Origin of the sequence: Motilimonas cestriensis (assembly GCF_021295315.1) — a bacterium.
Lineage (GTDB): Bacteria > Pseudomonadota > Gammaproteobacteria > Enterobacterales > CBDFNC01 > Motilimonas > Motilimonas cestriensis.
This window is the reverse complement of the sequence record NZ_JAIMJA010000037.1, coordinates 1-21,765: the sequence shown is the minus strand read 5'-3', so window position 1 is coordinate 21,765 and position 21,765 is coordinate 1. Positions and strand designations below refer to the sequence as shown.

Annotated in this window: 13 protein-coding genes and 4 pseudogenes; 6 read left to right on the top strand and 11 right to left on the bottom strand. The window is 42.7% G+C overall.

The window, feature by feature from the left end:
• The coding region (locus K6Y31_RS21075; RefSeq protein ID WP_233055022.1) for a DUF6531 domain-containing protein at positions 1-950 on the bottom strand (950 nt) is incomplete at its 3' end.
• A 335-nt stretch (positions 951-1,285) separates the two neighbouring features.
• Here K6Y31_RS21075 and K6Y31_RS21070 point away from each other — a divergent pair.
• Positions 1,286-2,904: pseudogene (locus K6Y31_RS21070) on the top strand (IS1634 family transposase).
• 19 nt (positions 2,905-2,923) lie between these two features.
• Here the strand turns inward: K6Y31_RS21070 and K6Y31_RS21065 are convergent.
• Positions 2,924-3,253 (bottom strand): annotated as a pseudogene (locus K6Y31_RS21065) (transposase); the annotation flags it as partial.
• A 598-nt stretch (positions 3,254-3,851) separates the two neighbouring features.
• Here K6Y31_RS21065 and K6Y31_RS21060 point away from each other — a divergent pair.
• From K6Y31_RS21060 to K6Y31_RS21050, 3 genes are all read left to right on the top strand, one after another.
• Entirely contained in the window at positions 3,852-5,516 is a 1,665-nt protein-coding gene (locus K6Y31_RS21060) for a VPA1262 family N-terminal domain-containing protein (protein ID WP_233055021.1), read from the top strand.
• 118 nt (positions 5,517-5,634) lie between these two features.
• Positions 5,635-6,141, top strand: a complete 507-nt coding sequence (locus K6Y31_RS21055; protein ID WP_233055020.1) for a hypothetical protein — start codon at positions 5,635-5,637, stop codon at positions 6,139-6,141.
• A 137-nt stretch (positions 6,142-6,278) separates the two neighbouring features.
• Positions 6,279-8,186: a hypothetical protein gene (locus K6Y31_RS21050; RefSeq protein ID WP_233055019.1), complete on the top strand. Its 1,908-nt coding sequence runs from the start codon at positions 6,279-6,281 to the stop codon at positions 8,184-8,186.
• A 183-nt stretch (positions 8,187-8,369) separates the two neighbouring features.
• Here the strand turns inward: K6Y31_RS21050 and K6Y31_RS21045 are convergent, their stop codons facing one another.
• From K6Y31_RS21045 to K6Y31_RS21010, 8 genes and pseudogenes are all read right to left on the bottom strand, one after another.
• Positions 8,370-8,585 (bottom strand): transposase domain-containing protein, encoded by a 216-nt coding sequence (locus K6Y31_RS21045; protein WP_233055018.1) that lies wholly within the window; start codon positions 8,583-8,585, stop codon positions 8,370-8,372.
• Between the two features lie 35 nt (positions 8,586-8,620).
• Positions 8,621-9,243, bottom strand: a pseudogene (locus K6Y31_RS21040) (IS3 family transposase); the annotation flags it as partial.
• A gap of 312 nt (positions 9,244-9,555) precedes the next feature.
• A complete protein-coding gene (locus K6Y31_RS21035) occupies positions 9,556-10,365 on the bottom strand; it encodes a formylglycine-generating enzyme family protein (protein WP_233055016.1) in 810 nt (269 codons plus the stop codon).
• Positions 10,366-10,949: 584 nt separating this feature from the next.
• Positions 10,950-11,906 carry a ParB family protein gene (locus tag K6Y31_RS21030; protein ID WP_233055014.1) on the bottom strand — a complete coding sequence of 319 codons (957 nt, stop codon included), beginning with the start codon at positions 11,904-11,906 and terminating at the stop codon, positions 10,950-10,952.
• A 2-nt stretch (positions 11,907-11,908) separates the two neighbouring features.
• Entirely contained in the window at positions 11,909-13,108 is a 1,200-nt protein-coding gene (locus tag K6Y31_RS21025; RefSeq protein WP_233055013.1) for an AAA family ATPase, read from the bottom strand.
• Positions 13,109-13,325: 217 nt separating this feature from the next.
• Positions 13,326-15,338, bottom strand: coding sequence for a replication initiator protein RctB domain-containing protein (locus K6Y31_RS21020; protein ID WP_233055011.1), 2,013 nt, complete (start codon positions 15,336-15,338; stop codon positions 13,326-13,328).
• A 2,227-nt stretch (positions 15,339-17,565) separates the two neighbouring features.
• Positions 17,566-18,255 (bottom strand): HNH endonuclease, encoded by a 690-nt coding sequence (locus K6Y31_RS21015; RefSeq protein WP_233055010.1) that lies wholly within the window; start codon positions 18,253-18,255, stop codon positions 17,566-17,568.
• Positions 18,256-18,257: 2 nt separating this feature from the next.
• Positions 18,258-19,508: an AAA family ATPase gene (locus K6Y31_RS21010; protein ID WP_233055009.1), complete on the bottom strand. Its 1,251-nt coding sequence runs from the start codon at positions 19,506-19,508 to the stop codon at positions 18,258-18,260.
• 371 nt (positions 19,509-19,879) lie between these two features.
• On the opposite strand from K6Y31_RS21010, the gene K6Y31_RS21005 reads away from it, so the two are divergent.
• Complete coding sequence (locus tag K6Y31_RS21005) at positions 19,880-20,212, top strand: hypothetical protein (protein ID WP_233055008.1); 333 nt, start codon at positions 19,880-19,882, stop codon at positions 20,210-20,212.
• Positions 20,213-20,266: 54 nt separating this feature from the next.
• A complete protein-coding gene (locus tag K6Y31_RS21000) occupies positions 20,267-20,677 on the top strand; it encodes a DNA replication terminus site-binding protein (RefSeq protein WP_233055007.1) in 411 nt (136 codons plus the stop codon).
• Between the two features lie 33 nt (positions 20,678-20,710).
• Here K6Y31_RS21000 and K6Y31_RS20995 read toward each other — a convergent pair.
• Positions 20,711-21,640: pseudogene (locus K6Y31_RS20995) on the bottom strand (IS481 family transposase); the annotation flags it as partial.
• Positions 21,641-21,765: the final 125 nt, after the last annotated feature.

Here is a 21,765-nt window from a genome sequence, read left to right as displayed (position 1 = left end):
GTGATCCGCCCGCGTGAGTCCAACTTATAGGTCCATCGCTGATTGTTTGGATCAGTGACAATCAGGGTTTCAGCGTCCGGTTTATCAAACCGGGTGAGTGTGCCATTATCATCAATCGTTTTTAATTGCGGCTCTGCACCGGACAAATCATAATCGAGTGAAACTTGGCTGCCATTACTCTGGGAGATGGTTTTAAGGAGTGGGCTGGCATTATCCTGATACGTATAAGTGGTTGTGAAAACCTGACCATCAGCAATGGATTTATCTTCCGGCGAGAGATCGACCGTGACGCTATCGAGACGCCCCTGACTATCGTAGTCATAATACACTTTACTGTGGCTGTGAGTCAGTTCGTCATTTTCAAGGGTGTAACTGTCTATCCGCTTTAGCTGGCGCTGGTCATTGTAGTAAAACGAAAGCTTTTCACCCGAGGCTGAAATAAGGCTGGCAAGTCTATTATCAATATACTCATACTGAGTGAGGTTCCCGTTCGCATCTTCACTGCGTACTAGACGGCCACTCTCGGCGTTGTAGTACTCTTTAATTTTGCTAGTGCCTTCAGTGTAAACCCACTCCCCATCCATAAGCGCGAGGGTGTCGTGAGCACCTTTACCTGCCGTGCTCGCATATTGGCCGTTTTCAGACAGGCTAAAGACAGCAACATGACCATCACCGGTAATGCGATGAAGTTGCTCACCTGAGCGCTGAATTTCTCTTTCGAACGAAAATCGCCAATTATCATTGGTGTGATGATTAAAGCTAGCTTGACTGTTATAAGTGCGAGCCAAGGAGAGATCTAAGCCTTTACTGACCATGTTGGCATCGGCGCTCCCCACCACAAGATTCCCCGTTGCGGCATTAATCCGAATATTACTGCCCGCAGCAGATATCTGCCCTTGACCCAGTGCATCAAAATTGCCCAGCCCAAAACCACCAATAACGTATGCCATGCCGTCTCACTTCCCAAATAAATTTATTGCCTGTATTACAAATGCGAAGAACAGACAAAAAATTTACTTATTTTTTTTATTTATGGGGAAAGCGTGACAAGATTCACAATAGTTAGCTCAATCTGAATGTGTCAGGCGCAATTATGCTCTTTTGAATTCTCAAACGTCTCTTTATCAGTGCATCACGCTTGGCAAGTTTAATTTGCCCTTGAATTTGGTATTAAACCACCTTTACGCCAAGGATATTACCATTAACATTGTCACAATTTTGCCAACACCCTATTGACCGCGATCTCCTACTTTGATCTATTACTGCTATTTAACGGTCGCTCACTATGTCTGCCCCTCAGCCTGTCATTAAACGCCTCGATCACCTCCGGTTAATTGCTGCTTTTTGTCACGAAATCGGGTCACCTCGTTTTATTGATCTCGCCATTCCCAAACTCTCGGAGCACCATGTCTCTCATGGTGGTGCTGTGCTGGCAATGGTGCTTAACGGGTTAGGCTTCCATAGCCGTACTTTGCATATGTTTGCTGACTTTTTTCAAACCAAGCCCGTTGCAAAGTTGTTGGCAAAAGACACTCAAGCCGAGCATTTAACCGATGATGTGCTCGGGCGGACCTTGGATGCGTTGTTTGAAGCCGATGTTTCTGTCATGTATCAAGCGATTGCCGAGCATGTGGTCGAGAAGTTAGGGCTACAAACCGATTCGGTGCACCTTGATATCACCAGCTTCCATGTTGATGGTGACTATGCTCAAGCCGCCCCCGATGATATTAATGCCATTAAACTCGTCCAAGGTTATAGCCGTGACCATCACCCCGATTTAAACCAAGTGGTGCTTGAGCTTATCTGTGAAAACCAAGCAGGATTGCCTGTTTACATGCAGGCGCTTAGCGGGAAACCAATGACGCCAAAGCCTTTTCCGAGGTCACCAAACACCATATTCAATGTCTGAAGGCCGCACAAAACAGCCGTTACTTTATTGCTGATACCGCGCTTTACACGCAAGACAGTATTCAGTCCCTTGATGAACAAAAGCAAAAATTCATTACGCACGTCCCGATGACCATTAAATCTGCCAAAGAGGCGTTATTGGCACTCGACGCAACTCAGTTAGAGCCGATTGGCCAGGGCTACTCTGGCCATTGGATTGAGTCAAATTATGGCGATGTACAGCAAAAATGGTTGCTTATTAACAGCGAGCAAGCTACGAAACGAGAAGAAATCACCTTCTACAAAAATCTAGAGAAGGGCCTAACCAAAGAGCTTAAGCAATTGAATAAATTGATGAGTAAGCCATTTGCTTGTGAAGAAGATGCTAGGCTGGCCGTGGATGAATTCAAAAAGCAGTCAGAGCTACTTGGTTTTGAGCAAACCAGCATTAGCAAAGAGCCTATCTATGCCAGCCGCGGGCGACCGAAGAAAGGTGAGAAACCAACGGGCTATAGCTGCCAAATTAATGCCACGGTATACACCGATTTAGACAAAGTAAAACTCGCCAAACTCAAAGTTGGCATGTTCATCCTTGCCACAAATGACACAGAGAGTAGCGACCTCGACATGGCAGCGTTATTAGCGCACTACAAATCGCAACAAAAAGTAGAGCGCGGTTTTCGATTCTTAAAAAGTCCCGAGTTTTTAACCTCATCCATCTTTTTAAAGAAGCCGCAACGGATTGAAGCCTTGCTGATGATAATGACATTGAGCTTGATGGTGTACGCTGGGTTGGAGCATAAAATCCGCGAAGAGCTAAAGCATACCGACGAATTCTTCCCCAGCATGGTCAAAAACAAAACGACCTCAAAACCGACAGCACGCTGGGTGTTTTTGAAATTCGAGGGCATAGATATGCTGGAATTTGGCGAGCAGCGATTTATTACAGGGATGCAAGATTACCAACGACGGCTACTGCAGCGACTTGGCCAGTTGTATGAATCATTTTATTCCTAAATTGGCTGCGGAATGTCGGTCCTAACTCTCTTTTGAGGGCCATAGCCGAAATGCCTGTTTTTGACTGGGTTAACAAATGGATCGCGAGAAACCATTTAGTTAAGGGCAGTTTAGTGCTTTCAAATAATGTCCCACTAATTAAAGAATGCTGGTGCCTGCAATGATTACACTGCAGTATTTTTCGAGACTTAAGCTTGCAATACGTCGTGTTTCCACACTCTCTGCATACATAGCCATTGGGAAATCTCCATTGAAACAAAGCATGCTCGCACTTTTCTTCACTACCATAATCATTTATAAATTCAAACATGCTGTAGCCACGCTGAAACTGCACTTGATTCTTAGCCATGATTTACCTCGACAAACAACTGTTTTTGTATACAGCTTAGTTCATGACTGAAGATCGTGGGTAATCAAGAATCAATTTAAAGTTGCCCAATTCACAAAGTTACCTATGGCCCATGATACGTCTGATCTGATACCGTGGAGTGTTGATCTAAGCCGACTGGAGTAGGATACCAAGTTCCTTGACCGCTTACTCTTTATCTGAGTCAAGCTGGATTACTTGCTTTGCGAGTAATTGTTCAAAATGCCTTTATAGTTGTAACTGACATACCATCAAAAAATGGCTGATCTATGGAGTTATTATTGTGGCAGTGCCTTTCCCCGGCAACTTCATCCCAAGCGACACAATTTGTGCTGCAATAGTGGCAACCATCAGACGCTGTTCGTCCATTGTGTACTGCTGCACAAAAACCGCTCCCTGTTCTATTTCTACTGAAAACTGAGGAACAACTATCCCGACACAGAGGGTTACAACGGCGGCGTAACACAGAATGATTAAGAGCAAAGATATTGCTATGATTCTAAACGGGCGCATAATACTTGACCACTACAGTTTACAGAAATATCTTAAATCAGCGTCTTCGAGTGATAGCGAGCACTACATGGAAAGTAACGAAAGCAGTAACCCCTACAGTAAATTGACTGACGGCTTCGAACATGCGGTCGTGCATATCGCTGTGGTTGTACCACCACGATCTACATCTAAGCGACCTCCTCTACGTTTGTTGTTCGCATCGGTATGGTTGCTGGCATCAGGTAGGCAAGCCCCATTGAGACCAGCCAAGCCTTACGTCAAAAAATTCAAGGAAGAAGGCGCTATTGCGGTCGACCGTATCGTCATGACCGCAGAAGAAGCCATCCGGTGGTACCGAACCGCATCTGATGAACTTGGTACACCCATTCCCCTTAGTGATGCCCGGAAGGATTCTGATGGAGTGCCCCTCTCCGCTGGCAGGCTAAGTGACTTTCCAACATGGCCTGTATTGGGCGTGCCCTTGGAAAGTGACGACATCACGCTTAATTCTGAACGTCCTTCAATCCCCTTCCGTAACCTTGGCATCATCAGGTACTCACGTCGAATTTCAGACAATCAAGAATGGCCGAGTTTCCTTGACCAAGACGGACAAAGCAAACATTGCCAAGAAGCTTTCAAATTCCTAGAGCACCACATGCATGTCGATTTTAGGGAGTACCCTGAATATATAGGTGGGATGGCGCTCGCTGTGCCTGACCGCGATGTTCATTCAGTCCGGCATTTCATTGATCCTAAAGAAGACGGTTCTGAATCGTTGTATATCCATTTGAAGCCCCACCCAGGCAGAAAACTTAAAGGTTTGAGCCTGGCCTCAATGGAAGGGCAAGAAGGGATACTCACCTCCTTTGATACAGTTCCGGTACCGGAGGATGGCTTGGTTGTGATTGAAAGACCGTCATCCATCCATGGCTCCGGTCTTGTCCTGACACACACAGAACGGGGAGTCTTACTGCAAACGCCCATGCGACAGTTCCTTCGACAAATGAACACGAGGATAGACGTGGTCGAGCAACGCATTAAAGTTTCGGTTCCCGAGACGGATAAAAAGAAGAGTGCAGTAGATGAGTACGTCACCGATAAAAAAACCTTAGCGTCCTCACAAACATTGGGGAAAGCACCTAATACAACAAGTGCTTTCCAGCGTTTGCTAGACGCAAAAAATGAGCGACTCCTTAATCACAGTGCCAAGGTATATGAGCAAATGTGGTTTACGGCTGACCAACGCAAGGAAGCGCTCGAACACATCAGGAAAAAGTTCAAGCACGCTCACTCAAGCATCTTCATCGCTGATCCATACTTCAGCGCAAACCAGATTCTCCAATATCTACTTGCTATAGAACGAGACGTGATCAAGATACAAATCCTAACTTCAAGCAGTGCTTTCAAACAGACCAACGAAGCAACAACTAAAACCGGAATTGATAGTGAGGCGACACAGAACACACACCAAAAATTGCTAGAAAATCTAGCTATCTTCCAAGGTAGTCACAAGAACAATATTGAAATCAAAGTCGCGAATACAGAAAACAGTCTGTTTCATGATCGATTCATCGCGATCGATGGTCGTGTATGGATGATCGGCAGTTCTCTAAACTCTATCGGTATACGGCCAACGCTTACCATGCGCATACCCCATGGCGAGAAAATCCTCGATCATCTTCTGCGCCTCTACAACAACGCTCTTCCTCTGGAGGATTTCAAAGTCCCGCGAAAGGCACTTAAAAAGCTATGAGTTCACTGTGGGCGTTACGTGAAGGACGCGAAATAAGTGCACTTTTGGATTGTTGTTGACAGCATGAGGAGCAACGGAACTGAAGCGCAGACGACGCAAGGAGAGCAGGATGTGAATAATGGCTAAGCTAACTTCACGAAACAGTGTCAATATGACCCCACAGGTGGTAGAGAAGAAATTCTCTCCACAATTACTCATACCTTTCGAGGCGACTCAGAGTGGCGAAAGGCATCATCATTTCCCAGAGTATGATGCCATTATGGCTCGATATGGAGTTGATGACGTACGTATAGTAAGAAAATTAGAGAAAGCTATCAGCACCGCGCAACGGGTGTGGATAATTGATAAGCATCTATTTTCTGAAGACGGTAAAAATCCTAGCCACGGTCGAAGAATAAAGAAAGTTGTGAATTGGTCCCTCACAAACCATATTCAAACTATAAGAATTTTAACAGGTCATCATGATAATCAAGCGGAAATCGAGAAAGAATTTAAGGAATTGGAAGACTTCGTAACAGATGATCGCGCAAAGGTCGATGCTCCCTTAAAAGTGGAGATCTCATTTGCCTTCAAAGACTTCGATTATATTCACGATCGCTTTGCAATCATTGATGAAGAGCTATAGCATTTTGGCGCTACTGTAGGTGGCTTGCACCGAGATGTAAACGCAGCGAGTAGAGGCTGAAGTGCTGATGCCCATAAAGCTGTCCAGTTTTTTGATACAGCTTGGAAGATGGTCAACGCCAACAGGAAAAAATAGTCATGAACAAAGAATGGCAATTGCCACCTTCTTATGAATCTGAAATGCAGAAATCATACACAATCGCCGAGTCGTTAATTGGAGACTTCGCAGAAGGTAGCTTTGCATCTCCCGATTCATTGATCACGTCTGTAACAGAATACTTCTGCATCCAGGATGATGCCGAGAATGCTCTTAAGAGGTTTACCACTCACTTGGACGATTCTCACGAGGACTTAGATGCGTCAGACGATCCTAGAATCCAGACGACTTTGGTGATCGGAATTGTAACAGCCTGGGCCTCTTCAGAAACGGAGAATCGGTACACAGCTTTCAGGGCTCTCATCCGAAACTCATGGTGGGTCGAGCATTTGTGGACGGAAGTGGCACTGGTCGTAGCTCTGAAAAATGATGCTTTCAAAGAGGCACTCTTAAATTTAGCCGAACAACATTTCGCCGATGCTGAAAAAAAGCAGCTTCAGGAATATGGGGGTGATCCATCGCATCCAATCACCCTCGATGAAATTTGGTACGGACATACTAGTGAAAGGCGAACCGATGATTCTAGTTGGCCATGGGTTAAATTACTAGCAAAGCTTGATCTCAACACATTGTTTAAATGGATGAACTCCACACAAAGCCTAGTCTTGATCAATCGAGTACTCAGCAGCCCTGAGTTTTACCGTAACTACGATTTATGGGAACAGTTCACATACAGGTCTCCAACAAGTTTCCAAAGCGATGGCTCATGGGATGGTGCCCTATTGCTACCTAGCTTGCTCAGGCACGGAAGTATGAAACTCATTCACATTGCTGATGAGCATGGACATCCTCCCTCTGTGTTAGAGCCGCACGTCAAATCTCTGCTTGCTTCTTTTGTTGATACTATCGCCAAAAGATCCGATTTCGAGGGTCTGTTTAAGCGTTGGGGCACATGGCTCACTCGCCAGTACCTTAACTTCCCTGATAACAACTCGGGTAAAAAACGCTCTCTGAGTAGCCAAGATATATTATGGGCATTTGCCGATAAACTCTCACGTGCTTGCTCCCCAACCGTTTCCGAACAATTGAATTTTTCTTGGGAGCCATGGGTTTATAAATCCATGCTCGCACTTCTACATTCGAACCAGCCCGACAGGTTTCCTGCACCGGACGTCAAAGATTTCATCAACGAATGGAACTTGACACCTACCGAGTGGAACTTCTCCAAAGGCCAGTCGATCCGAAGCCATGTTAGTGAATATCACGCTACTCAGCCCAACAACTATGCTTGCCGGGTGCTCGGGTATTCCGTCGCATTGAGCGATGACTTCACCAGCCACTGGCTGAATATGTGGAACTCTAGCGTTGCGCTGAGGGAAATTCTCGAATTCCGCCCCACTTATAAAATTTCCGAAGAATGGCATCCCTCAGATGTTTCAAGACTGATGCGAACATTAGTTGACGTAGGCCTAGGGATTCTGGACTGTTCTGCTAACGCACAGGAAACTATCAATCCCGAAATACTTAACCAATCCGCCGCGCTATTTCAAGCATTGTGGGAAGCTACCACTGAGATGTTAAGTATTGATTTCTATGGTAACGACTTCTGGCCAATCATGCAGCAAAACTTAGTCATTCGCCGGCTACAGTGGACAGTAGAAGCAAATAGCGCGAATGATGAACATTATAGTATATGGCTGGATAAGGCCGCTTACCCAACGTCACAGGAGATATTGGCCTTAGTCGCCAGCAATCCCTGTTCATTCATAAGCCTGCTTCCCCTGCTTGTGCAAAACCAGATCCCTAAGGAAAACTTGAAGGATTTGCTCAACCAGGCCGAAATTGACTTAGCTTCTCTCGCATCGAGTGCAGCCAGATACGAGAGAGGACCTAAGATGAAATTCAAGATACATCCCGGCCACGTCAGCTTGATTGAAGAGTTAGCTTAGGTCGGCATAGGAGAATAGCCCCCGATTTTCTGACCGCATCCAACAGACTCCTTTTCACTCTAAGCGGCCCCAGATGTAGCTAAATGGACTCTTAGGTAAAAATGCAACGAGTGTTAAATAGCTTGTAGTTATAGAGGCAAATTGGAGTATCGTTTTGCACTACCAAAACGTAAGCACGATCAATCAGGTGTTAGTACGGCCCACTAACGCCAAATCTGACGTTAAAAAATAATCGCTAAATTTGTCTTTCCAGTTCCTTGGCAGTAGGTCTGCGATTTGTGAATCGGGGTGAAGGCTAACGCGCTGTAGTACATCAACTAAGTAGATGTACTGGTTGACCCCTTGCATTCGGCTGGTCACCATCAGGCTGTGTAAGGTACCCAGTAGCTCTGCGCCCAATTCACTCCAGCAGAATAAGTGAATTTCCTCCCCATGGTAACCCGAAGTGCCCGCTCAAGTAGGTTAGGCGCAACGGGCAGTTGATGATTACTGTCCGTCGTCACCTTAAACTACAGAGCAGCCTTGGCTGCTAAGCCTTGACGTCTCATGCTGTTGCTAATAGTCATAATTCAAGCAGTTTGCTGATTATCTTCTAGTTGAGCTTGGATACGAGTGGCACCATAACGTTACTTGGAATCTGCAAAAATCTGTTGTATTTGCTCATCCCTATACCGTTGTTGCAATACTCGCTGACTCGGTAGCTCGCCGTATCTAAGCCAATGATAAAACCCACTTAACGATACATTAAGCACCGAAGCCATGCGTGATACCTTAAAATCAGCTTGGTGCATTTGCATGAATTTGAATCGCTTTATTTTTGATTCTTCGCGAAGTAGGTAGCCGCCTTTTTTAATATGGCTAAGTCCTCCGCTTACTCGGCTAATTGACGTTTCAGCTTGACCACTTCGGCAGCGAGTTCAGCTTCTCTTAGGCTCGAGCTTTTCTTTTGTTGTAGCTTGTTACGCCAATCGTAGGCTTGCGATTCATGGATGCCGAGGTCTCTAGCAGCCGCTGCAACACCAATCTTAGCAGCTAGCTGAAGGGCTTCTTTAAGGATTTACGTGGTTTATTTGTTTTCATAAGTACCTCAATGGTGATTGTACTTACTTAGTGGAGTATCTAAAAGTAGTGGTAGGGATCAAATAGCGTTAAGAACTCAATAATCGGCAGGCTTAAACGTTAGTCTGACATTTGTTCTGCCTGTTACTCCAAAGCGAGCGCTTAATTTTTATCTAACGTTTCGGCATTGGGTAGGCTTGTTGAGGGTACAGAAAGGCCTCAAAGTCATTTTCATTTAAGGTAAGACAACTTGCTGCATCAGGCGCAATCATAATTCAGTCCCGACAAAGGATAGCGAAATACGATTATCTCATTGTGACAATAACCGCGATACCCTAAAACCAATGAAATAGAAGCGCACATCGCGTGAATAGTTGAAGCGAGTCGCCGTGCGCAGATTCCAAATAGTAGGGAGCCACAAGCCACCTCGAATTACGCCTCGATTGCAATCGCCTATTTGCCAAGGACTGCCATTGCTGGGCGCACCTTGGTAATTGTTGTTATAGCAATCTTGCGTCCATTCCCAAACATTACCGTACATATCATACAAGCCCCAAGGGTTAGCAGAAAGAGAAGCAACAGGATCCGTTTGCAGCCAATCCCACTTGCTACCAAGTTCATGACAGTTGGTGTCCTTCTTTCCGATTTCGTTATCACAGTTATATTGCGTTTGATTACCAGCACGAGCGGCATATTCCCACTGTGCTTCACTGGGCAAGCTGAACTGAAGACCAGTTTTGGCATTCAGCCAATTTATATACTGCAGCGTATCCTGCCAACTAACATTGATAACAGGGCGTTCACCGCGTCCCCAGCCTTGATCTTTTGCCCTATGACTACAGCCACCATCTGCATAACAAGCATCCCACTGCTCAAAGGTAACTTCGGTAGCAGACAGCTCAAAGGCATCTAAAGTGACTAGGCGCACAGGCTGCTCATTGCTATTGCAATTTTTTTCTGAGACACACCCCATGTTGAAACTACCAGCCGGTATGGGCAACATAAGTGGCAAAAGTAAGCCATTATGTTTTTCAGTCACAGCTTTTAATTTGTCTTGGTCAGCAAAGACGGAAAACACAAAAAGCAAAGCAGCGGGGAATAATGTAATTATTGGTTTCAATGTACTTAATCCATAAACTCGAAACAGAGGCAAATATTATTCTATCACTGGTAAAGATATAGACTTAGCTTGGCAAGAACAATAGTGACCCGTTCACAGAACAATACACACCTGTTATTTGAGGGGGGAGTATAATCTTGCGAGAGTGTAGGGCGCAAAAATGGAGGTTTGTTACAACGGCATTGCTTAATTTGTTCACTCCCAAAACATCTTAGGACCAATAATTAATAAAGCCCGCCCAATTGCGGGCTCTTGTTATTTCGATGCTTTGATGATTCTCAACAATCGGTCAAGGTCTTGCTTTGACATTGCAGGTAATTTCACTGCCTGATGGTTGGCAATGCTCGCTGCTATTGATAGTATCTGTGCTACTGACATTTTGTATTCCTTATCAATGTTGGTATTGAGAGGGTAGGTGCCTAAGTTTGGTCGCGGAGGCGCTTACCCTTTTGCTTCTTAAATCTTTAAATTACTCGTTAACTTTCTTTTTCTTCCCTGAAATTCTTGGATATTTCAGTCTGAAATTATTTTCAATTACTTTTCAATTTCAATAACTTAACACCCAAAAAACCTTGGATAATTTTTTACGTATTTCGGGCTAGGACATCTTGTATTGCTTGGTCTAACTCAGCTTGCAACTCTTTGCTAATGCGATAAAACTCATAATTAATTTGGCGGCCTTTTTCTTTCTTTCGCGCATAGGCGAGTGAATCCTCCAGTTTAGCCAGTTTTGTTACTTTCGCTTTCTCAGCCTTTGGCTTGTTCAACATCAACTTACCGTGCTTTGCGTAAAGCTTAAGGATTTCATCCTTAGCCTCATCATTAGTCAGTTCATTGTTAAAGCTGTCTTTATCAACCATGACATGAGCTACTAGGTCATCCAAAGCCATTCCTTTAGCGTGGATCTCTTCATAGATAGAAAGTAATTGCTTGTACTCAGGATGAGACAATAGAGAATAGTCTGGGAACACGCTTAACATGACAGAAGGCACACTAGCGGCTTGCAGTGCACGAGTCACCTTGGCGGCTGATAAGCACCGCTCTAAGGCGATTTCTTTTTGGTTCAAGCCACTGTCTTTCAAGGACATTAACTCTAAACCCAGCTCACGTAGGTTATGCTCTTTAGCTGTTTGGATGTCACGCGCTAGCTGTTTGGCGTCATCGGCTGATATTTCTTCGTTGGCTACAAGGAAATCAAGGCCAACTTCTTCTATGAGCGCTGCTTTTCTGCGCCGAGAGCCATCAAGAGTATTTATTTTGCCGTTGCTGGCAACAAAACCAATTGCGGGGAAGAATTGTTGTACTTTGATAGTACGGCGAATGTCAGCCAATGACTCAGGTGTTAAGCCTGCTTGATCACGGCCATTGGTCTCAACTTCGACAAAAGTAGACTCCGATAACTGTTCCGCATCAATGTGGCGTTTTGTAAAATCAACTTTTTTGCCTGATTTAAGTGTAAAAGTTACACTTTGTGCTTCTATAGCTTCAGCAAAATTTGTATTACCAATTTTGCGTCCAATAGTTATTCTTTTTGATGTCATATTTAGTTAGCTCTAATAAATTCAATTCGGTCAAATACCGCTTTAGCAAAATCTTCCGCTGCTACTCTGGCCTTTTTTAACGCCTCGCTACTGCCCACATACGTCGTTGGATTCGCTGATATAACGGTATCAAATGATTCACCACAACGCTCAAAACCATCCAGACGGGGTAGGGATACATCCAGCATGTCGCCGCCGAATATCTCTTTCGCTAAACTATGACAAAGCTTGTGATCGGCTTTGTTAGCCAGCTTGCTCATAAAGCCAATACAACTTTGAACATTCATTTCACAGCCATCTTCTTCGAGCAGCTGTAGCAACTCAGGTAAACGCGTTAAGTATTTTAGTGTTGAATGAAAATCCACTTGGGCGGGGGGGATAGGAGTAAAAATCATATTTGAAGCTACAAAAGCGTTATTCAAGAATGCATCTAGATGCGGACCACTATCAATAAAGATAAAATCATAGTCTGATTTTATTTTATCTATAATATTTTCCTTCAACACACTGTGAATATTCTGCCCTGGTAAGTGCTCTGCGCATAGTTGTTCCCAGTTTGACGCTAAAAATGCATCATCAATGGATGCAGGCATAACATCTACACCATCGATTGCAGAGCTAACGATAAACTCATTAAGTAACTCTTCACGCGTTACGTTCTGAAGCATGGCTTGGGCGCCAGTCGCTTCAACATTACCGTAGCTTTTAGTGTGGTTTAGGAACATGGTACCAGATGCCTGTGGATCGAGGTCTATCACCAGTATCCGTAGATCTTCTTTTAGCAAGTTTGGATGTGTTCTGAGTCCGTGAGCAGTAGTTACTGTAGCAACAGTTTTTGCTACACCGCCTTTAAGGTTGCCCATATAGATTACAAAAGCTTCTTTATAGCGATCACGATACTTAGGTACTTGTCGGTGAGCGTAGATATCAACGATGTTTTGAATATTAAGGGCGTATTTCTCAGCGGTTCCCGCTTGTTTCTTTTCAAATGAATAACCAGCCTGCTCCATTTCAGCCACTGTTTTGTCCACCAACGCTTTGGTTAGGTTTGGTAGTTTAGTTAATGCCGCTTTTGAATAGGTTTGATGGTAGCCGTTGTCATCTAACTCATCTTTTTGTGCATTAATCTGTTCAGAAAGCGAGCTCAGCATCGTATTTGAGCGTGCAGCCAAACGGTGAAATTGTTGTCTACCTACATCCATCTTTATTTACCCTCAATATGCAGCATTTTTAGCGTTAAGTGGATAATGCTGCATTTTTCAGGATATGTAAATTTATTTTTCAATTATTGTCTAAGAATTACATTCTGTTTTTTTGTTTTCTTAATATACTACTATTGTTTATTTTTGAATCACTTCGACTCGAGTTGTAAAAAAGGGAGCTCATTGGCTCCCTTTTTTATGTTGCTGATATGTTCAGCTATATTAGATTGATAATGTATTCTTTAAGTGTGTCTGTATCATCAGCATCGATACATGCTAGGCCTCGTGCCCTTAACTGAAAACGCTGGATTAACGCAGATAACTCAATCTCGACCTTACTTCCGGTCTCAATTTCTGATAGCAGCGAGCGTAACTGTTTCGGTGTTAATGGTAACTTACGGTCCAACAAGAATAGATGAAGTGATTTAAATGCAGGCGCAACTCTATTTAATACTGTACCTGTATCATTTCCTGTTAACTTGGCGACGTCAGCAATCATGCCACTGTAATCATCTTCCGTCATATAGCGGTGAAACACATATTTAGAATGACTGGCTTCAACAATCAGTGTGTATTTACGCTTTCTGAGAACAAAAGGTTTCGCTTCTAACTGTAATGCTTTAAGTAGGGGTTGTTCAGGCGACGTTTGAACATAGTTATCATCCTCGACCCTTGAAGCAACTAAAGGGAGGGTATTAGAAAATTTAACTGCTGATTTGCTGCCCCTGCCAAGAGCTTCGAGCTTTGAAAAGTCGAATTCACCACCTGCCATTAATTGTTTTCGTATCTTTTCCGGCTGCGACAGTGCCAATATGTTTTTCTCACAAGCTTCAATTGTAACTTGCATGATGGGCTTCCGGCTTGAGAATTTATCACCAATAACTGTAAACTTGCAGCCTCCTACTGAACCAGTAGCCCGAACGGAGACTAACTTAGACCTTGCACTTCTTCCTGCTCTAACCTCTGTGGCGTTATCAGGGAACGCTTTTTTGAAATCTCTCCATAACATCTTTATAGCGGGACTTCTATCTGGATCAGTGAAATTGATTAGGGATGCTAATTTATCAAGGTCATAGACCACTTTTTGACGTTTACTTAGTACGATCCGAGTTTGTACATATAACATGAAAACAGTAAACGGCTGCTGTATGACTTCGACAGGAAAGATGAATAGCGAATTAGTGCTAAACATTTGCTTAAGTACATTTGTGTCCCACTTGATAAAGTATCGATAGGGCAGGGGAGCGGCAATGTTAGCTTTGGTTTTCCTTACTCTGGCATCGGACTCAACAATTTGAAACAAACGCTTACCGCGTTTATTTTGATGCACGAACTCTTCGTCTTCTGCTGTCAGTTCAAGTGAAAATTTGTTATTTTCTACTTGATGCAACTTGTCATGAACAAACTTTCGATTAGGCTCATTTTTGCTCAGCCTTAACCATGTCATGAGGTCATCGCGTGCAATAGGCGTGATATTTTTAATTGAACTCTGACCATTCTTTGAATAAAGATCACCATGTGCCAAATGGTAGGTGATTGTAAGGTTCAGCAAAGCGTAAATAAAACGGGTATCTGACACCTCAAGGCAACTAAGATCAGATTCGAGTTTTGCAGTTGCTATTAGCCGCTTACCGTCTTTATCTATCGTTTGTAACCGCCGCTCTAATGAACGGGTATTGTCACCATCAGCACCGAGAAAATTAGAAAACGACAGTTGGCCTGATGCACCGAGGAACGCATCTAAGATCTTTCGCTCTTCAAAAGCATGGAAATCATCTGCTTGAACATCAACCGTGTGGCTGTATCGCTTGGCTAATGCGACTTCTTGTTGGTAAATGTTGTTATGATTTGTGCTTGCTTCTTGTATGACTACTGCAGTGGGTAATTCTTTTACAAGAGGTTCGAATTCGTAAGCAAAAATATTTGAGCGATTTGAATGATGCTTAAAGTTTTCAATTTTACGAAGTACCCCTTTTTCAACAAATGCTTGAAGTAACCTTGTCGCAGTAGGCAAGCTTAGTTCAAGTAGTTTGGCCATCTCAGCCTTAGAGATCACTTTATCATCCACTTGTTTAGCATAATGGAGTAATACCTCTAGCCGACTTTTTTGTAATTCGGTTAAGGAAGCGAGGTCCAGGTCACTCATACTGTTGATGTTAAAATGGATTAGAGATCCTAACTTCCATTCTCTATCGGTTTCGATAAAGTTGTTTCCATCTTGTATTAGCACATTAACTTCCTTTTTACTTAATGTCTTTAGTCTTCACTCTAAAAGCTTATATCTAAGAGAAATATTTAGTTACTTCGATCAACGACTTAGACGGAACCATTCAACTCGATCAATCAAGCAGTACGACACGATCAATCAACTTACTCTACACGATCAATCAAACAGCTCAACACGATCAATCAACTTACTCGACACGATCATTCAAACAAGCCGACACGATCAATCATTACCTTAACAACATGCCCACAGGTTACCCACAGGGAGGAGTGTTGTACTGATAACAACAACCAAAGTAAAGATTAACACATAAGATCGGTTTAAGGCGACTACTGTTAGTGGCAGATAGAGAAATACATAAAATTATAAATTCATTGTAAATGCATGGATTTATATCTATTAATCAACTGCTTATGGTCTGTATGGGTGGTTTGATAAACGGATTATTTTCAATAATCTGTTAACCAGTTTACGATCTAAATGACAGTTACCCATTCCATAAGTGTTATCAGCACTGATATTACCAGTGTAATTTTAGTTAGATGAGCAGCAATTACCTTGCAACTAACTAATGGATCTTTATTGATCTACGCTTATTAGCTTTTGATTACTGTGGTCGCTGTGGGTAGCTAGAGTTTGGATCATTTACCAGCAGAATGGGTGGTTTCCAATTTGGACAGCAACGTAATGTTATGGGTGGTTTTACTTTGGACGGTAACGCAATTCATAGCTTAATAGTTAATACAGCCCAATGGCAACCGTGCGTTGTTAGGGTGGTTTCTTATTTGGACTCTGCCGCTAATCTATGGGTGGTTTCACCTTGGACGAATATGCAAACTACTTTTAACTCACTGATATGTCTGTCTTAGAATGACTATAACGGTGGTTTCACATTTAGACATTGCTGCTCATCTATGGGTGGTTTCTCACTTGGACGAGAGCGCTAATCAATGGGTGGTTTCTCACTTGGACGAACATGCAAACCACTTCTAACTCGTTAATATTAAAGTCTTTGAATGACTTTATGGGTGGTTTCTCACTTGGACGAGAGCGCTAATCAATGGGTGGTTTAACATTGGATGAACATGCAAACCACTTCTAACTCACTGATTTGAGTGCCTTTGAATGACTTTATGGGTGGTTTCTTACTTGGAAGTGAGCGCGAATCAATGGGTGGTTTTGCCTTGGACGAACATGCAAACTACTCTTAACCCCTTAATATGCTTGTCTTAGAGTGACTTCATGGGGGTGGCCTTACTTGGACACGAGCGCTAATCAATGGGTGGTTTTGCCTTGGACGAACATGCAAACCACTTCTAACTCGTTAATATTAATGTCTTTGAATGACTTTATGGGTGGCTTCTTACTTGGACGAGAGCGCTAATAAATGGGTGGTTTTTCCTTGGACGAACATGCAAATCACTTCTAACCCTCTGATATATTTGTCTTATAATGACTTTATGGGTGGTTTCTTACTTGGACGAGAGCGCTAATCAATGGGTGGTTTTGCCTTGGACGAATATGAAAACCACTTCTAACTCGTTAATATTAAAGTCTTTGAATGACTTTATGGGTGGTTTCTTACTTGGACGTGAACGCTAATCAATGGGTGGTTTTGCCTTGGACGAATATGAAAACCACTTCTAACTCGTTAATATTAAGGTCTTTGAATGACTTTATGGGTGGTTTCTTACTTGGACGTGAACGCTAATCAATGGGTGGTTTTGCTTTGGACGAACATGCTAACCACTTCTAACTCACTGATATAAATGCCTATATGGGGGGGCTTACTTGGACGAGAGCGCGAATCAATGGGTGGTTTTGCCTTGGACGAACATGCAAACTACTCTTAACCCCTTAATATGCCTGTCTTAGAGTGACTTCATGGGGGTGGCCTTACTTGGACACGAGCGCTAATCAATGTGTGGTTTTGCTTTGGACGAACATGCAAACCACTTCTAACTCACTGATAAGAATGCCTATATGGGTGGTTTATTACTTGGACGTGAGCGCGAATCAATGGGTGGTCTTGCTTTGGACGAACATGCAAACCACTTTTAACCTACTGATATGAATGACTCTGAATTGTAGGAGGACAATATAGATTGATAAATCTCAAAAACATTTTTGGACAAAACCTTGTCAGTGATTTTGCTAATTTAGCGTTTTACGAATAACCTCAGATATTGTGATGAACAGACCCAGTCTGGTAGAAAAATTCACTCGGCAACTACAATTTACAAGGACTCAGCGTTACATATTCAGGCAGTAGATCTGAGTGATCCCTCATCAGTACAGGATCTCTCAAGAAACGCCAACGCCAGAAAGCTGAATATGGATACTCATTTTGAAGCATTACTTTAAGTTGCTTTCTCGCTTTTTCAATATCATCTTCATCAGAATCTTCGTGACGGATTTTATAGGCTTGGTTTAAAAAATGCTGTAACTTGATTTCAATTTTCTCAATAAGAGCTTCTCTTGTAATTCCACGAAAAGCAGTGCCAGTTTCATTAAAACAACGCTCAAGTAGCTTTATCGTGTCGCCAACGGCTTTGTCATTGCAGTTCTTGTCCACCGTTTCAAAAGTTACATCTGAATAATTGGATGGAGCCATGTTCCAAATGATTTTAGTTATCGGATCAACTTGCGCAACATCGATAATGTTCTTATGCTTCGTTCCTTTGATACTGTTACATCTACGGCATGAATAAAACAGATTTTTCCAATCTACTTTAAGGTCTTCATCTTTGTTTTCATGAGGTTCCTTATGTTCGATTTCTGGAGCATCAGGGTTCAATGTTTCACAGAGATAGCATTTTTTATGACATATTTTCCAAAGAGCATGAACAACTTCATCGCAATTGTAGCCTTTTGTCTTAAGTTCAGGAGGCTCTTCTAATGGGCGAATAACTTTAAACAATGTTATTCCTCCGTTCCATTTTTAGTGCGCTCATCTATTAGCTGTATTTCAGCTTGCTTTAAAACATTGCTCGAATGTATATCTAAGTTGCGCTCATTTGGTTTAATTCTACGAATAAGATCGATGATAGTATTCCAATCAGGTTTCTTCACTTGAATTTGTGTTGCTAGTTCTTCTATCAATCCATCTAGGATGCTTGATTTGCTTTCAACTCCCAATAAGCCTTTTAGAATCGATTCGTATGAATACATCGAAAGGTCTTCTAATTGCTCATTCGCACTCAAATCATAGATAACGGAATTATTCACTGATTGGACTACGAAAGGTGAGTGAGTAGTAACGATGAACTGAACTTTAGGGAACGCTTGGTCAAAGAAAGAGAATATTTTTCTTTGGAGTGATACATGAAGGTGAGCGTCAATCTCATCAATGAAGACAACTCCAGATAGCTCTTGGGCACTAACTTCTTTTAATTCTACTTTCATCAAAAGGTCAGTATAGATGCTAAGAATTGATTGATAGCCTGATGATAGTTTGTCAAATCTGTATGGGTCTTTACCATCCTGTTTAATGTAGAAAGCCTGCTCTTCAGCATTGTAATCCAACTTGAGGGTTTCATCTTCGAATAGGTATTGTAATTGACTTGTTACGTTATCGAACCACGCATCTACTTTTGCACCCTCAGCCTTATCGTCAACACGAGCTAATAGATGACTACCGTAATTGTAGAAAGCAACTAAGTAGCGTTCAAATTGAGAACTTGAGTCTTGAGAAAGAGAATTTCGCTCGTCTTCTTTCTTTAAGCTAGCAAGACTGTCATATAAGCCAGTATGAGCCAGAGACTGATCCCTGACTGCTGGGAATAAACGAAGTAGTGCCTTTTTTTCATTGAATTCGGTACAGTATTTTTCCAAGCTCCCCAATGTTACATTTACCTTATCGATATCCGAAAGTTTTACTTCTAAATTTCTTATATGCTCCTTATGTCGATGATGCACCAATTTCGTCGGATTGGTGCTATTTAAGGAACGCTCATATTGACTTATTTCATTTTTAATCTGATCTGCGGTTTTATGACTCTTTTGCTCTACTTGAGCTGAAATGTTCTCGTATATTTGATTTAGGAGGCGAGTCTTTCCGCAGCCATTGCCACCAGTGATGATAAGGTTTTTGCCTTCAAGAGAGATTGTTACGTGTTTGTTTGAGTTGGGAATTATCGTATCAATCAGTTGAATCGAATTATAGTTTTCCATGCATTTCTTTCTTATATGAGATCTGATGTAATTCTACTTCTTTCACTACTATCAAAGAAATAGCTACATTAGATAATCTTAGAAAAAGGAAGGTTATTAGACTTGGTTGTGCTATGACTCTAACGCGTGTTGGGGCAAAACCTTCTCAGAGCGAAAGGAAAACGATGACAAAAGCATCGGAAAGTTCCGAACTGTATTGCCTTAGTTCTAGTCTTTGATGTTCGGCGGCAATGATATGTGATTTGTAGCTTTAATTTGTAAATTTTTCACTCTTGTTACGCACTTTAGTTGACTGTAATATCAATTTATATGATTGACTTAATTCAGGTTACCAATTGAAAATCACTCTTAAAGTCTTCGGATTATTGTTTGTGGTCATACTGACCACGACCATTTTTGTGCTCATTACCATGTATTACATCACCGGAATAGATGACGTTTACAAACCCAATGATGCCAGTAATTACGATGGCAAATACAATGTACCAATCAGCAATGATTTATGTGCAGATTTAGGGTTCTCTTTTAAACTGCTTCACCAAAGATCACAGGGAGTTGACACCAGTGACTACTTTTTCAGTAATTGTCATATGAACTCTTACAATGAATTTTCTGGTTACATCTATCCAAAAGATAGCCCCTCTCAACGTGTGTTTTGGGAACAATTTGATGGCGGTGTAGATTATGCACTTCCTGAGAAGTAGCGCCTTGCTTTGCAGTTGTTATGCTTACCTGGTATTTTCTCATGGGGTGTTCCAATGCTAGCTGATTTATTTAACCAACTCGATGCTCAACACCTTGAGCTGCAAGCCTTGGTACTTGGCGCTGAATTAGTCGAGGCTCGTACCTTCACCCTTCCCATTTATGACAAGGAGCAAACTAAGGTACATGAAACGGTTAGTGTTATCCCCAGCACCGGGGAAGATGCTCGGTCATTTGGTTGGCAGCGGATTAAATCCTATGTTGGTGACCCCAATACCAATCTAAAAATGACCCGTAAAGCCGCAGGTTTTATTTGGCTTGATTGTCATCCTGAGACATTAGTGGATTTGTGCGATCAAGTGAATGAGACCAAGTTGGCCATCAAAGCATTTCTGGCCGCGCAGCGTAACCGCCATGTGCGATTTGATATGGTGCATGAGCTTTGTACTAGCTCAGACTTGATCTGACAGTTACCCATTTTTAATGGTGCCGTTGTCAGCTTAGATTTGAGCTAAATTCTTTTCTGCCCAAATCTTTTTGCCATCAAGTAATGTTTCTAGTGGCGTTCTGCCACAGCATACTTTGCCCTGATGTGTGCGTTCATTATTGTAATAATTCATCCACTCGTCCAGATCCTTTTGCAGCTCTTCGAGTGAGCCATACAGTTTCTTACGGAATGTGACCTGATAGAACTCCTGTAGTATCGTCTTATGAAAGCGCTCACAGATGCCATTGGTCTGTGGTGACATTGCCTTCGTTTTTGTATGATCGATATCGTTAATTGCCAAATATAGTTGATAATCATGATGTTCAACTTTACCGCAATATTCGGTTCCTCTGTCAGTGAGAATGCGTAGCACAGGCAGCTCGTGTTGCTCGAAGTAAGGCAGCACTTTGTCGTTGAGTATGTCTGCTGCGGTAATCGGCGTTTTCGTAGTATAAAGCTTGGCGAAGGCGATTTTACAATGTGTATCGACGTAGGTTTGTTGGTAAATCCGGCCAACGCCTTTGAGATTGCCGACATAAAAGGTGTCTTGTGAGCCAAGGTAACCTGGATGTGCCGTTTCTATCTCACCGCATACTTCGTCATCATTTTTCTTCTTCTCAAGCGCGGCCACTTGAACTTCTGTTAAAATGATGCCTTCACTGGCTACTTTGGCTTCCAGTGCCTTTAAACGCTTTTTGAAGTTTTCTAAGTTGTGACGTAGCCATATCGAACGAACGCCGCTTGCAGAAACAAACACGCCATTTTTACGCAGCTCGTTGCTTGTTCTCACTTGGCCATGGGCAGGAAATTCAACAGCGTAATCCGTGACCGCTTGTTCCGTGGCTTCGTCAACACGATTCTTTAGATTGGGTGTTCGGCGAGACTTATCAATGAGCGCATCAATCCCGCCATCTTCAACCAACTCTTGATAACGATAAAATGTAAACGCCCCATGATCCCACGGGCTGATGTTGCTAATGTTTGAAGTTCCAAGGCAGGAGCGCATCGATATCTGGCTCCGCTTTCGCTAACTCCTGCATACACTTGACCATGTAGTCATAGAGGATG